Genomic DNA, 14325 nt, shown 5'->3' on the forward strand with positions numbered 1-14325 from the left:
CGCCGAGACCCGCGAGGTCCTCGTCAGCGCCCTCGCGATGCTCCGCAACAAGCACGCCGATCTGCCGTCCCGCAAGCACGGCAACCCGCCGCAGTAACCGCGAAGGAGACCTGCCACCACATGAGCATCACCGCCGACACCCTGCTGAAGGTCGAGAAGGGCAACGCCGCCCCCGAGGAACTCGCCGCCATCACCGCGATCCTCCTCGCCCGCGCCGCCGCCACGCCCGACGAGACCCCGGTGCGCCTGCCCGGCCAGGCCGGCTGGCGCCGCCTGGAGCGCACGCCCGGCTTCCGCGCCCCGCACAGCTGGCAGGGCTGAGTTCCCGAGCCCAGAAGGCCCCGCACCCGTCCAGGGTGCGGGGCCTTCCGCGTACCCCCGCAGGGGGCCGCCGTACGCGCGAGGCTCCGCAGGCGCCAGGGAGACGCAGGAGCCGCTCCATGGCGAAGGCCCCCGCGTCGCGACACGGGGGCCTGTCGGGTACGGCAGGGCTGCTACCGCAGGCGCGCCATGAGGGCGTGCTCGACGAGCGTGATGAGCGCGCTCTTGGCGTCCGCGCGGTGGCGGGCGTCGGTGGTGATGATCGGGGCGTCCGGGCCGATCTGCAGGGCCTCGCGGACTTCCTCCGGCGTGTAGGCCTGGTTCCCGTCGAAGCCGTTGAGGGCCACGACGAAGGGCAGGCCGCTGTTCTCGAAGTAGTCGACGGCGGGGAAGCAGTCGGCGAGGCGGCGCGTGTCGACGAGCACGACGGCGCCGATGGCGCCGCGGACCAGGTCGTCCCACATGAACCAGAAGCGGTCCTGGCCCGGGGTACCGAAGAGGTACAGGATCAGGTCCTGGTCGAGCGTGATGCGGCCGAAGTCCATGGCGACGGTGGTGGTCGTCTTGTCACCGGTGTGGGTGAGGTCGTCGATCCCGGCCGAGGCGCTGGTCATCACGGCTTCGGTGCGCAGCGGGTTGATCTCGGAGACCGCGCCGACGAACGTGGTCTTGCCCACGCCGAAGCCGCCCGCCACCACGATCTTCGCGGAGGTGGTGGAGCGAGCAGGAGCCGCTCCGCCGTTAGAGCTTGCGAAGTCCACTGAGCACCCTTTCGAGCAGTGTCACATCTGGCTGGCCACCGGCAGACTCGTCGCCGCCGGGCTGGTGAATGGCGACAAGGCCCGCCTCCGCCAGGTCGGCGACGAGGATGCGGGCGACACCAAGAGGAATGGAGAGAAGTGCCGAGATCTCCGCGACGGATTTGATCTCCTGGCACAGACGGCAGATGCGCTGGTGCTCGGGCAACTGCCCTTGCAGACGCGCGGGATCCGCCGTGGTACTGACCAGCGCCTCGATGGCGAGCTGGTAGCGCGGCCGAGTACGGCCGCCGGTCATCGCGTACGGACGCACCAGCGGGTTGTGGGCCTTCGGCGCCGGCTGCCGCGCGGCGCGCGGAGGCGGCTGCTGAGGCATCTGGTACTGGGGCTGCTGGGGCTGTCCGTACGGCTGCTGCTGGTAGGGGTTCTGCTCCTGCACGGGCCGGCTCGGTGCGGAGGGAAAGTTGAAGCGGTTCTGGTCGTGCCCACCCTGCGGCTGCTGCGCGCCGCCATAAGGATGTCCTCCGGGTGTTGTCACGTTTCCTCCTCCGACTCCAAGTACGCAGTACTCCCTGTGGAACCGCGCCACCGCACCCTATGGTGCGATGGCGCGAAACGCACTGCCTGTCTGCTAGTTGAGAAGACTTCCTTGCAGCTCGGCGCGCAGGTCCGGGGTGAGGACACTGCCCGCGCGATCCACCAGAAGAGCCATCTCGTAGCCCACGAGGCCGATGTCACATTCCGGGTGCGCGAGCACCGCGAGGGACGAACCGTCCGAGACGGACATGAGGAAAAGGAATCCCCGGTCCATCTCGACCACGGTCTGGTTGACGGCACCACCCTCGAAGATGCGAGAGGCACCGGCGGTCAGCGAGGTCAGTCCGGAGGCCACGGCCGCCAGCTGATCGGCGCGGTCGCGCGGAAATCCGTCGGACATCGCCAGAAGAAGGCCGTCGGCGGAGACCACCACCGTGTGGGACACCCCGGGGGTGTTGTCCACGAAGTTGGTGATCAACCAGTTCAGGTTCTGTGCCGCCTGGCTCATCGGGCTCACACTAACGCTCCTGGTCATAGCTGTTACTTGACTGCTCAGAACCCGCGCTGCGTCCCTGCTGGACACCGCGCCGCAGGTTGCTCAACCTGCCGCGGACGTCCTCCGGAGCGCGGGAGACCTGGGGGCCGCCCTGCGGGGTCGTCTCCGCTGCGCCCTCGACCAGGTTGGCCTTGGGCACGCGCCGAGGGAGACCGGACGGGGTGACCCCGCCCGCCTTCGGCTCACGGAGCTTTCCGGCCTGCTGCCAGCGTTCGTCGTTGCGCGAACGCCAGGCGGCGGTGCCTTCAGTTCCCTCCGGCGCCCGCTCCGTTTCGGCGGGCTGCTGCTGACGCGGCGACCGCTGTTCGAAGAGGGATCCGGTGGACTCCGCTTCCTGCTTCCCGGGCGGCCACTGCTGCTGGCTGCCGCGTCGCGGCAGGCCCGCTCCGGTCACCGCGTGACCGGTGTCGGCAGCGGCACCCGGACGGTCGAAGCCTACGCGCTCCGGAGCCGGTTCGGGGACGGCCTGGGATTCCGATTCAGTCCCGTAATCCTGCTGGTAGGCAGCCGGATAGGTGTTCTGTTCGGGCCATTCGGCCTGCCCCGACCCGGCTTCGAAGCCATTGTCGTAGCCCTGAGCGGCCGGCTGCTGGTCCGGGTAACCGTCTTCCGTATAGCCGTAGTCCTGCTGCGGGTACGCCTCGTAGCCCTGCTGTGCCTGCTGAGCCTGCTGGGCCTCGTAGGAGGTGTCGTAGGCCTGCTCGGACTGCTGCTCGTAGCCCTGGTACTCCTGGTACCCGTGCTCCGGCTGAGGTTCCGGATACTCCTGGGCGGAGTACTGCTGCTGTTCCTGCGGGTAACCCACCTGGGCCGCCAGTGCGGCCCGGCGCTCCTGCTGTCCCAGGGACCGGCCGACCGGGTCGGCGGCGAGGCCGTCGGAGCCCTGCTGCTCGTACCGAGAGTCGTCGAAGCCGAGCTCGGCGGCGGTGCGCAGCGGGGCGGCCTGCTGGGCCTGCTGCTCCGGGATGATCTGCGAGACCGTGAAGTCGTCGTCCGGGATGCCCTCGCCACCGCCACCGTGGGTGATGGCGTCGGGGAGCATGACCAGCGAGGTGGTACCGGCAGCCTCGCCCGAGGGGCGCAGCTGGACGCGGATGCTGTGGCGGTCCGCCAGCCGGCCGACCACGAACAGACCCATGCGCTGCGAGATCGCGGCGTCCACGGTCGGCGGGTTGGCCAGCTTGTGGTTGATGTCCGCGAAGTCCTCGGCGGTGAGGCCGATGCCCTTGTCGTGGATCTCGACCATCACGCGGCCGTCGGGCAGACGCGTGGCGTTGACACGGACCTTGGTCTGCGGGGAGGAGAACGTGGTGGCGTTCTCCAGGAGCTCGGCGAGCAGGTGCACGAGGTCGGTCACGGCCTGGCCGTGGATCTCGGCCTCCGAGACACCGGAGAGCTCGATGCGCTCGTACTGCTCCACCTCGGAGGAGGCGGCGCGCAGGACGTCGACGAGCGGGACCGGCTGGTCCCAGCGGCGTCCCGGCTCTTCGCCCGCGAGGATGAGGAGGTTCTCGCCGTTGCGGCGCATACGCGTGGCCAGGTGGTCCAGGCGGAAGAGGTTCTCCAGCTGGTCCGGGTCGGCCTCGTTGTTCTCCAGGTCGGTGATGAGGGTCAGCTGGCCCTCGATCAGCGACTGGTTGCGCATGGAGAGGTTCGTGAAGATCGCGTTGACGTTCCCTCGCAGGAGCGCCTGCTCGGCCGCGAGCCGTACCGCTTCCCGGTGGACCTGGTCGAAGGCGCGGGCGACCTCGCCGATCTCGTCCTGGGAGTCGATGGGGATCGGGTGGACACGGGTGTCCACCTTGCCGGGATCGGTGCGCGAGAGCTGGTCGACGAGCATCGGCAGACGCTGCTCGGCGATGTCGAAGGCGGCGGCGCGCAGGCGGGCCATCGCGCGGCCCATCTGGCGGGCCATCATGCCGGCGAGGATGAAGGCGGCGAGCAGGGCCACGACCACGATGGCGCCGTTGACGATGGCGTCGGTGCGGGCGTCGTCGGAGACCGCGACGGCGTCCTTGACGGCCTTGTCGAGGAGTTCCTTCTCGACCTCGTCGTAACCGTCGAACTTCGCGGTGGCGGCGGCCTGCCAGAACGCGGGGGTCGCCCCGGTCTCGGAGAGCTTCTTCTTGCTCTCGCTGTTGGCGATCGCGTCGGTCATGCCGGCGAGCGCGGAGTCGTTGATCGTCGGCGGCGGCGTGAAGCGGACACCGGCCTGCTCGGCCTGGTGCTTCGCGTCGGCGATCTTGGCCTTGCCCTCCTCGGACTTCTTGGCCATGACCGCCTTGAGGCGGTTCACGTCGTCCTCGGTACCCGCCGCGACGTACTCGCCGATGGCGATGTCCTCGAGGTAGGCGTAGGAGGAGAAGGCGACGAGCTGAGCCTTGCGGGTGTTCTCGTCGGCGCTCGGGCGCACCAGCAGGTGCGTACCCACGGCGCGCTGCAGCGAGTTCGCAGCCTTGGCCAGCTGGATCGCGTAGACCATGCGGCCGTACGAGGTCACGTTGCCGGTGCCGAGACCGAGCTCGTTCGCGAACTGCATGAGGTAGTGCTGGACCAGCACATAGCCCTCTTCGGTCGGGATGGGCCCGGCCGCGGTGGGCAGATTCTTCTTGGGGCTCTCCAAGGCCGCCACGTACGCCTTGTCGCGTACGGCGTCGAGCTTGGGCTCCTCCGCGCGGAAGAGGTCCAGGCGCCGCTCCAGGCCGAGGTTCTTCGGCATGTCCTTGACGGCCTGGTCGAACTTCTCCTTGGCCGCGGCGGTGTCCGCGTAGGCCTTGAGGACCTTCGGGTCCTTCGTCTGGCCGTTCAGGAGGGGCTCGGCGGTCAGGTCACGCTCGTTGAGCAGTGCCTGGCTGTAGCCCGAGGCCGCCTGGACGACCATGGCTATGTTCTCGGCGTCCTTGGCCTCGTTCCAGGTGTCGATGGAGCCCTTCACCTGGAAGCCGCCCATGACCAGACCCACGAGGGCCGGCACGAGCAGGATGGCGTTCAGACGGGTCGGCACACGCCAGTTGCGGGGCGAGAACCTGCTGCTGCTCCCGCTGCTCGCGGGCGGGTCCACGGGCACGTCGACGGGCGACGCGGCCGCTCGCGGCGGCGGGGTGAAGTTGCCGCGCGCGGGTTCATCCGCGGGGCTTGCGATGCTTCGCCTCACTCGACCAACAACCTCTCGGCGGTGCTACTAGCTAGTTCGTTGAATTCCAGCACGGTTAACGGCCGTGTTCCAAACAGTTGAATCCGGCCGTACCCAGAAGCTTATGCCCTACGTAAACCGGACATAAAGAGCGTCCTGCGGCAAAAGCGGGGGCAGTTGTGCGCGCAGTGGTACCAGGCGACCGCACCCCGTTGCCAATTGGCCGTAATTCTCTGTCGAAACGTTATGAACGACAGGAGCGGGCCGTGTCGTAAGACACAGCCCGCCCCTCCCGCGCGACAACTGAAACCGTGTTACTTGAGCCGCGCCATGAGGGCGTGCTCGACGAGCGTGATGAGCGCGCTCTTGGCGTCCGCGCGGTGGCGGGCGTCGGTGGTGATGATCGGAGCACCGGGGCCGATCTGCAGGGCCTCGCGGACTTCCTCCGGCGTGTAGGGCTGGTGACCCTCGAAGCCGTTGAGGGCCACGACGAAGGGCAGGCCGCTGTTCTCGAAGTAGTCGACGGCGGGGAAGCAGTCGGCGAGGCGGCGCGTGTCGACGAGCACGATCGCACCGATGGCGCCGCGGACCAGGTCGTCCCACATGAACCAGAAGCGGTCCTGGCCCGGCGTACCGAAGAGGTACAGGATCAGGTCCTGGTCCAGGGTGATGCGGCCGAAGTCCATGGCGACGGTGGTGGTCGTCTTGTCACCGGTGTGGGTGAGGTCGTCGATCCCGGCCGAGGCGCTGGTCATCACGGCTTCGGTGCGCAGCGGGTTGATCTCCGACACGGCTCCGACGAACGTGGTCTTGCCCACGCCGAAGCCGCCCGCCACCACGATCTTCGCGGAGGTGGTGGAGCGAGCTGGAGCCGCTCCGCTAGATGTTCCGAAGGCCACTGAGCACCCTTTCGAGCAGCGTTACATCCGGCGTGCCGCCGGCCTCTCCATTGCCCGGCTGGTGGATGGCCACCATTCCGGCCTCCGCCAGGTCGGCGACGAGGATCCGGGCGACACCGAGCGGCATCGACAGCAGTGCGGAGACCTCGGCGACCGACTTGACCTCGCGGCACAGCGTGCAGATGCGCTGGTGCTCCGGGAGCAGGCCGGACAGGTGCATCGGATCGGCGGTGGTGCTGACCAGAGCCTCGATGGCGAGCTGGTAGCGGGGCCGGGTCCGGCCGCCGGTCATCGCGTACGGACGCACCAGCGGCTGATCGCCTTCCGAGTACGAGTCTCCGTACGAATCGGAGTAGGCGGGGGGCGGGGTCATTGATCCTCCGGGCTGGACAGCAGTGGTCAGCGTGCCGTCTTACGGGGCGGCCGGTGGGGGGAACGGGATGACGGCCTGGCGGGCGTACTGGATTCCGGGGCGGGGCCCCGATCTCCCGGCCGGTAGTACCGTCCGGCCGGGAGAGTGGGAAGTCAGCCGAGCAGACTTCCCTGGAGTTCGGCGCGCAGGTCCGGGGTGAGGACACTGCCCGCGCGATCCACCAGAAGAGCCATCTCGTAGCCCACGAGGCCGATGTCGCACTCGGGGTGCGCCAGTACGGCCAGCGAGGATCCGTCCGAGACGGACATGAGGAAGAGGAAACCCCGGTCCATCTCGACCACGGTCTGGTTGACGGCGCCACCCTCGAAGATACGGGAGGCACCGGCGGTCAGCGAGGTCAGTCCGGAGGCCACGGCCGCCAGCTGATCGGCGCGGTCGCGGGGGAATCCTTCGGACATCGCCAGAAGGAGTCCGTCGGCGGAGACCACCACCGTGTGGGACACCCCGGGGGTGTTGTCCACGAAGTTGGTGATCAACCAGTTCAGGTTCTGTGCCGCCTGGCTCATCGAACTCAACTAACGCTCCTGCTGGTAAGTGGGGTCGATGTGGTAACTGCCGGTCGCCGGTCCGTTGTTGCCGGCCTGACGGCCCTGCTGGATACCGCGTCGGAGGTTGGTCAGACGGCCGCGGACGTCGTCCGGCGCCCGCGAGACCTGCGGACCCGCCTGTGCCTCGGTCTGCTGCTGCGCAGTGCCGGCCACGAGGTTCGCCCGCGGGACCCGGCGGGGCAGCCCTGAGGTCGTGATGCCGCCTGCGGCGGGCTGACGCACGCGTTCGGCCTGCCGCATCAGCTCGTCGTTCGGCGAGGACCGCCAGCTGACGGTCGGCGTGGTGCCGGTCGCCGTGACGGCGGACTCGGCCGCCTGCTCCTGCCCGCGCTGCGGCAGCGGCTGCTGCTGCGGAGCCGCCGGAGCGGACTGCTGGCCCTGCTGGGGGATCGCCGTGCCCGGTCCCTGCGCGGGGGGCTGCTGCCCCTCCTCGCGGAACCAGTTCGATTCCAGGGTGTCGAAGATCGGGCTGCGGGCGTCGCCGGAGCTCTGGGCCGGGGGCAGTGCCTCCGGCCGGTGGGCCTGCGGCAGCCGCGGGGTCTCGGGACGCGCGGCCGGTGCGGGTGCGTACCCGTTGCCGGCCTGCGGAGCCTGAGCCTGGGGCTGCTGGGGCTGCTGGGGGGCGTAGCCGCCGACACCGGGGCCGCCGGGACGCTGGGGCTGGTAGCCCGGGCGCTCGAACTGTCCGGTGGAGGACGGGTTCATGGGGCCCCGCACGTCCGGACGCTCGAACTGTCCGGTCGTGCTGTTGCCGCCGTCCGCCTGGGGCATCGGGGCGTTGAAGTCCGGGCGGGCGAACTCGGCCGTCGAGCCGGGGCCCGACAGCTCGTCGTGACCGCGCGCCTGGTCGCTGCCCCAGCTGGTGGTCTGCGGGCCGGGGAGCTCCGCACGAGGAGCGCCACCGCGCGGCGGCAGCTGCGGCCGGGGTCCGTTCGAAGCCGGTGCCGCGGGCGGGGCCGGCTGCTGGGACTGCGACTGCTGGGGCTGCTGCTGCTGAGGCTGCTGGGGTCGCTCGAAGCCGTTGCCCTGCGGGTATCCGGTCGGACCGGAAGCCGGACGGGCCTGCGGGCCACCGCCGAACCCGGCGCTGGCGACCGGACCGCGCGCCGGCAGCGGCGCACCGGAACCGAAGGCACCCTGGCCCTGACCCGCGGTGGTCGGACCCTGCTGCGGACGGCCACCGGGCCCACCCTGCTGCGGGCGACCGCCCTGCGGACGCTGGCCGGGGCCGTCGCGGCCCGGCAGAGCGGCGCGCTGGCCGCCACCGGCGACCTGACCGCGCTGCGGGCCCGAGCCCACGGACGGACGTGCGGCCGGACCGCCTACGGCACCCTGGGCACCGGGAGCACCCGGAGCGCCACCGGGGCCGCCCTGGCCCGGCATCGGAGCCGGCTTCTTGCCGCCCTGGGCGACGTCCACCGGCAGCATGACGAGGGCCGTCGTACCACCCGAGTCGGAGGGGCGCAGCTGGATGCGGATGCCGTGTCGCAGGGACAGGCGGCCGACCACGAACAGACCCATGCGCCGGGAGACGGAGACGTCCACGGTCGGCGGCGACGCGAGTCGCTCGTTGATCGCGGCGAGGTCCTCGGGGGAGAGGCCGATACCGGTGTCATGGATCTCGACGAGCACGCGGCCGTCGGGAAGTGCGTGACCGGTGACCTTGACCTTGGTCTGCGGGGAGGAGAACGAGGTGGCGTTCTCCAGCAGCTCGGCGAGGACGTGCACGAGGTCGTTGACCACGCGGCCGGCGACATCGGTGCCGGGCACCGAGGCCAGCTCGACGCGCTCGTACTGCTCCACCTCGGAGGCCGCGGCACGGAGCACGTCGACCAGCGGGACGGGGCGGGTCCACCGGCGGCCCGGCTCCTCGCCCGCGAGGACGAGGAGGTTTTCGCCGTTACGGCGCATGCGGGTCGCGAGGTGGTCGAGCTTGAAGAGCGAGGACAGCTGGTCCGGGTCGGCCTCGCGCGACTCCAGTTCGGAGATGAGCGAGAGCTGACGCTGGATGAGGCCCTGCGAGCGGCGCGAGAGGTTGGTGAACATCGCGTTGACGTTGCCTCGCAGGAGGGCCTGCTCGGCGGCGAGTCGGACGGCCTCGCGGTGCACGTCGTCGAATGCCGCGGCCACCTGGCCGATCTCGTCGCGGGTGTGCACACCGACCGACTCCACGGACGTGTCCACGTCCTGTGGGTCGGACTCGGAGAGCTGCTTGACGAGCTCGGGCAGCCGGTCCTGCGCGACGCGCGTCGCGGTGTCCTGCAGGCGGCGCAGCGAGCGGATCATCGAGCGGGCCATGACGAAGGCGCCGACGAGGGAGACACCGAGGACGAGGAGGATCAGGGCACCGTTGATGATGGCGTCCTGCTGGGCCTCGTTCTTCAGCTCACGGGCCTTCTGCTCCATCTCCTCGAGCAGGGTCAGCTCGATGACCTTCATGGCCTGGAGCTTGGTGCCGTCGGCGTCGTACCAGTCGAGCCAGGAGCGGTTCTTCTCCCGGAGGAACGCGTCCTGGCTGGCCAGGACGCGGCGGGAGTAGCCGTCGGCGGTGGAGATCTCGGAGTTGCTGTCACCCAGACCCGCGAGGAGCTCCTCGGTCCGGCCCTGGTAGACGAGTCCGAAGGTCGTCTTCGCCTGCTGCTCGCCCTTCTGGGCGGAGAGGGCGTAGAGCCGGTCGTTCTCCTTCAGCTCACCCTGGCGCTCGTTGGTGTCGGGGAGCGAGGCGGCGATGATCGCGCGCTGGATGGAGGCGTACTCCTTGGCGGCGGAGAACGCGGCCAGGGCACGGGTACGCTTGATCATCTCCGGGTTGGAGGTGGCCTGCGCCATGTCCTGGGAGAGCGAAAGCAGCGAGACGATGACCGCGTTGTACTCACTGACGGTCTGCTGGGCGCCGTTGACGTACGCCCGGGTGCGGATCGTCTCGATGTTGGTGAGCTGACGGCCGATCTGCAGGACGTTGTTACGGATCGACCGGAGCGTGTCGTCCTTCGCGCCCGTGCTGTCGACCTTGTCGGTCGCGGCGGCGAAGGCCTTGGCAGCGGTGTCCGTCTGCTGACGGACGACGTCGACACTGCTGGTCGTCTTGCCCCTGGAGAGGGAGAGCGGACCTGCGGAGAGGTCGCGCTCCTCCTGGAGCATGGCGGCCAGGTTGGTGGCCTGTCGCGTCATCGTCGTCAGCAGCTGCATGTGCTCCAGCTGTGCGATGTCGTTGAGCGAGTCGTTGATACGGAAACCACCGAGCGTGGTGGCGGCGACGACCGGCAGGGTCAGCAGCGACACCAGTCGCGTACTGATGCGCCAGTTCTGCATGGCGAGACGAGAACCGGGCCCGTTCGGGGCCTTCGGTATCGCCTCGTCCTGCTCAGCCGGTCCGGCAGGCGCGGGGGATCCGGCTTTCGCCTTGACCCTGGCCTTCACGGACTTCCCACGGCCCTTCGCCTTCACCGCGGCGGAGGTGTCGGGGCCTGCGCCTTCGACAGCCGGCCCGCGGTTCTGGGCGTGCTGGGGCGAGGAGCCACGGTCGGTCCCGCCGCGCGGCTCCTGCTCCGCCGCAGCGCTGCCATCCCTCTTGAATCGTCCCTGCACTAGCGTCGCAACCTCTGGACCAGGCGTCCCGCCGGGAGACCGGTGGGACGGTGTCGAGTCGTGGGGCACTTGCCGCCCCATGGTGGTCGTCGGTGACCGGCGCGTCTTCCTCTCTTTGCCACCGCGCTCGGCGCGGTGTCGCGCCACCTGCGCGCCGGCTCATTCCCGCGGCGGTCCCGCGAATTCCAGCACAGTGGAGGATCTCCAACAAGGTGCGAGTGTCGGGCCGGAGAGTCGGTTACGGCTTGTGATAGATGGGCTACACGATGTGCGACTGCATTCGGTAGAAACCGGACTTACGCCATCCAAACAACGTGGCCGTCAAGGTGTCCCAGTCGAGATGATCAGGAGCGGAATGGCGCATTCAGTGGCGCAATGTCCGTTTCGGGGGGTGAAATTGACTGTCCATTATGCCGGTAATGTCGGGTCAAGGGTGAGCAAACTCACACAGCCGTGGCCATTACTTCCTGGTTCGCCGGGGGATTCAGATGTTTAGCCTTGCCCCTTAAAGGGTTGGCGCCAGGGTTGGTGCATACGACAACCGACATCCATAGATCGAACCGAGGACCCCGAACTCCGATGAAGACGACGACGATGTTCCGCAACATAGCCAACCCCCGCCGCACGACCCTCGCGCACCTCAAGGACGCCGAGGACCTGCAGGCGGCACCGGCCACCCCGGAGCACGCCGTCGAGCTGCCGACGCAGACCGCGAACCCGCGCCGCACCGTCCTGATGAACGTGCCGGTCGCCGCCGCCGCGGAGTAGCCACCCCCCAAGAACGTGAAGCGCCGCTGCCCGCCGCGTTAGCCTGGGGTCCGCAGACTCCAGCCAGCGGAAATACAGAGGGGCAGACGCAACAGGTGCGCATCGCCAGGTTCTCGATCGACGGCAACGTCGCGTTCGGCGCGGTCGAGGGCGACGGCGCCCCCGGCGACGACTCCACGCTCGTCCTCGACATCATCAAGGGCATCCCCTTCGCGGACTTCGAGCTCTCGGGTACGAAGGTCCCGATGAGCAAGGTCCGGCTGCTGCCGCCCGTGCTCCCGAACAAGGTCGTGGCCATCGGCCGCAACTACGCGGAGCACGCGGCGGAGCTCGGCAACGCCATCTTTGACGATCAAGGCCGTCCCGACGCCCCGATCACCTTCTTCAAGCCCTCCACCTCGGTGGTCGGCCCGGGCGACCCGATCACGTACCCCTCCTTCTCCCAGGACCTCCACCACGAGGCGGAGCTCGCCGTGGTCATCGGCCGCATGTGCCGCGAGGTCCCCAAGGAGCGGGTCAAGGACGTCATCCTCGGCTACACCTGCGCCAACGACGTCACCGCGCGCGACGTCCAGCAGCGGGAGAAGCAGTGGGCCCGGGCCAAGGGCTTCGACAGCGCCTGCCCCCTCGGCCCCTGGATCGAGACCGACCTGGACCCGAGCGACCTGACCATCCAGTGCACGGTCAACGGCGAACAGCGCCAGCTCGGCCGCACCAGCGACATGGTCCGCTCCATCGAGGACCTGATCGTCCACATCTCCGAGGCCATGACGCTGCTGCCCGGCGACGTCATCCTCACGGGGACCCCGGCCGGAGTCGGCCCCCTCAACGTCGGCGACGAGGTCGCCGTCACCATCGAAGGCATCGGCACTCTCACCAACAAGGTGATCAAGCGTGGTTAACGGACCTGTCCGCGTACGTTTCTGTCCCTCCCCGACCGGCAACCCCCACGTGGGCCTGGTCCGGACCGCACTCTTCAACTGGGCGTTCGCCCGCCACCACGGCGGTACGTTCGTCTTCCGCATCGAGGACACCGACGCGGCCCGTGACTCCGAGGAGTCCTACGACCAGCTGCTCGCCTCGCTGCGCTGGCTCGGCTTCACCTGGGACGAGGGTCCCGAGGTCGGCGGCCCGCACGCCCCGTACCGCCAGTCCGAGCGCATGGACATCTACGCGGACGTCGCGAAGAAGCTGCTCGACGGCGGCTACGCGTACCACTGCTACTGCTCCACCGAAGAGCTCGACGCCCGCCGCGCGGCCGCCCGCGCCGCCGGCAAGCCCTCCGGGTACGACGGTCACTGCCGCGAGCTCACCCCCGTGCAGGTCGAGGCGTACCAGGGCGAGCACCGCCCGGCGATCGTCCGCTTCCGGATGCCGGACGAGCCGATCACCTTCACCGACCTGGTGCGCGGCGAGCTGACCTTCACCCCGGAGAACGTGCCGGACTTCGGCATCGTCCGGGCCAACGGCGCCCCGCTCTACACGCTGGTCAACCCGGTCGACGACGCGCTGATGGAGATCACGCACGTCCTGCGCGGCGAGGACCTGCTGTCCTCGACCCCCCGCCAGATCGCCCTCTACGCGGCGCTGATCGAACTGGGCGTCGCCAAGAGCACCCCCGCCTTCGGCCACCTGCCGTACGTGATGGGCGAGGGCAACAAGAAGCTCTCCAAGCGCGACCCCGAGGCCTCGCTCAACCTGTACCGCGAGCGCGGCTTCCTCCCCGAGGGGCTGCTGAACTACCTCTCGCTCCTCGGCTGGTCCTTCTCCAAGGACCAGGACGTCTTCTCGATCGAGGAGATGGTCTCGAAGTTCGACATCGACGGCGTGAACGCGAACCCGGCCCGCTTCGACCTGAAGAAGGCCGAGTCGATCAACGCCGATCACATCCGCCTGCTGGACCCGAAGGCCTTCGCGGACGCCTGCGCCCCGTGGCTGCAGGCCCCGCACGCCAACTGGGCCCCCGAGGACTTCGACGCCGAGGCCTGGGCGCGGATCGCCCCGTACGCCCAGACCCGGGTGACCGTCCTGTCGGACATCACGGCCAACGTCGACTTCCTGTTCCTGAAGGAGCCGGTGGAGGACCAGGCCTCGTGGGACAAGGCGATGAAGGGCGAGCCGGCCGCACTGCTCACCACGGCGCGCGCCAACCTGGAGTCGGCGGACTGGGCCGACCCCGAGTCGCTCAAGCAGGCCGTCCTGACCGCCGGTGAGGCCCACGGCCTCAAGCTCGGCAAGGCCCAGGCCCCGGTCCGCGTGGCCGTGACCGGCCGCACGGTCGGCCTGCCGCTCTTCGAGTCCCTGGAGATCCTGGGCAAGGAGCGCTCGCTGGCCCGTATCGACGCGGCGCTGGCCAAGCTCGCCGCCTGACCGCTCCCGTACGAAGACCAGGCCCGGACCCCGAGGCAGTTGCCAGGGGTCCGGGCCTGAGTTCTGTGGTCCGGGCTCCGAGGTCCGAGCGGGATTTCCGCCTCTGCAATGAACCGGACGCGTACAGCAGCCCTTTTCCTGCACGCCCCGACGGCCCGCGAGTGTTCGGAATCCCTGCGGAAATCCAGAATCGACCGACCCGGGCCCCTCTTTCCGGGATCGACCCCGGAGGTCGCGGCGCCGCGCTGTACGGGGCCGGCGTCCGCGGTCGCGCCGCGTCCTCCTGCGGCGCTCCCTGTGCCAGGCGTCCGGCCGGAACGAACACGGCGAGCACGGCAGTTGCCACCTCGGCCCGTTCCGGCTGTGTGTAGCCGCTGCGGTCGGACCCCGAGGTCAGGGGAAATGAAAATGGAG

General features: G+C 69.5%; 12 protein-coding genes. 4 read left to right on the top strand and 8 right to left on the bottom strand.

Going from position 1 to position 14325, the window contains the following annotated elements:
• The first annotated feature begins 120 nt into the window (after positions 1 to 120).
• A complete protein-coding gene (locus ACZ573_RS28640; protein WP_471309401.1) occupies positions 121 to 321 on the top strand; it encodes an acyl-CoA carboxylase subunit epsilon in 201 nt (66 codons plus the stop codon).
• A gap of 173 nt (positions 322 to 494) precedes the next feature.
• Here ACZ573_RS28640 and ACZ573_RS28645 read toward each other — a convergent pair whose 3' ends face one another.
• The 8 genes from ACZ573_RS28645 to ACZ573_RS28680 all read right to left on the bottom strand — a co-directional run bounded on the left by ACZ573_RS28645 (position 495) and on the right by ACZ573_RS28680 (position 10773).
• On the bottom strand, positions 495 to 1082 hold the full coding sequence (locus ACZ573_RS28645) for a GTP-binding protein (RefSeq protein WP_215149809.1): 588 nt from the start codon (positions 1080 to 1082) through the stop codon (positions 495 to 497).
• Positions 1063 to 1617: a DUF742 domain-containing protein gene (locus tag ACZ573_RS28650; protein ID WP_471309405.1), complete on the bottom strand. Its 555-nt coding sequence runs from the start codon at positions 1615 to 1617 to the stop codon at positions 1063 to 1065. Before ACZ573_RS28650 ends, ACZ573_RS28645 begins: the two co-directional genes overlap by 20 nt.
• Before the next feature lie 93 nt (positions 1618 to 1710).
• The gene (locus tag ACZ573_RS28655) at positions 1711 to 2124 is read right to left on the bottom strand and encodes a roadblock/LC7 domain-containing protein (protein WP_030037347.1); all 414 of its coding nucleotides are present in this window, start codon (positions 2122 to 2124) and stop codon (positions 1711 to 1713) included.
• 10 nt (positions 2125 to 2134) lie between these two features.
• Positions 2135 to 5326, bottom strand: coding sequence for a sensor histidine kinase (locus ACZ573_RS28660; protein WP_471309408.1), 3192 nt, complete (start codon positions 5324 to 5326; stop codon positions 2135 to 2137).
• A 293-nt stretch (positions 5327 to 5619) separates the two neighbouring features.
• Complete coding sequence (locus ACZ573_RS28665) at positions 5620 to 6204, bottom strand: GTP-binding protein (RefSeq protein WP_266605322.1); 585 nt, start codon at positions 6202 to 6204, stop codon at positions 5620 to 5622.
• Positions 6185 to 6577: a DUF742 domain-containing protein gene (locus tag ACZ573_RS28670; protein WP_030014827.1), complete on the bottom strand. Its 393-nt coding sequence runs from the start codon at positions 6575 to 6577 to the stop codon at positions 6185 to 6187. The genes ACZ573_RS28665 and ACZ573_RS28670 overlap by 20 nt, the downstream gene beginning before the upstream one ends.
• Positions 6578 to 6729: 152 nt before the next feature.
• Positions 6730 to 7143, bottom strand: coding sequence for a roadblock/LC7 domain-containing protein (locus tag ACZ573_RS28675; protein WP_030708442.1), 414 nt, complete (start codon positions 7141 to 7143; stop codon positions 6730 to 6732).
• 9 nt (positions 7144 to 7152) lie between these two features.
• Positions 7153 to 10773, bottom strand: coding sequence for a sensor histidine kinase (locus ACZ573_RS28680; protein WP_471309412.1), 3621 nt, complete (start codon positions 10771 to 10773; stop codon positions 7153 to 7155).
• 579 nt (positions 10774 to 11352) lie between these two features.
• Between ACZ573_RS28680 and ACZ573_RS28685 the strand changes: the two genes are divergently transcribed.
• The 3 genes from ACZ573_RS28685 (at position 11353) to gltX (ending at position 13911) form a co-directional block, all read left to right on the top strand.
• Positions 11353 to 11541: a hypothetical protein gene (locus ACZ573_RS28685; protein WP_030009260.1), complete on the top strand. Its 189-nt coding sequence runs from the start codon at positions 11353 to 11355 to the stop codon at positions 11539 to 11541.
• Positions 11542 to 11636: 95 nt separating this feature from the next.
• Complete coding sequence (locus ACZ573_RS28690; RefSeq protein ID WP_189745462.1) at positions 11637 to 12443, top strand: fumarylacetoacetate hydrolase family protein; 807 nt, start codon at positions 11637 to 11639, stop codon at positions 12441 to 12443.
• Complete coding sequence (gene gltX / locus ACZ573_RS28695) at positions 12436 to 13911, top strand: glutamate--tRNA ligase (RefSeq protein WP_471309420.1); 1476 nt, start codon at positions 12436 to 12438, stop codon at positions 13909 to 13911. The genes ACZ573_RS28690 and gltX overlap by 8 nt, the downstream gene beginning before the upstream one ends.
• Positions 13912 to 14325 lie beyond the last annotated feature (414 nt).

The organism is Streptomyces sp. NPDC040545, assembly GCF_055595065.1.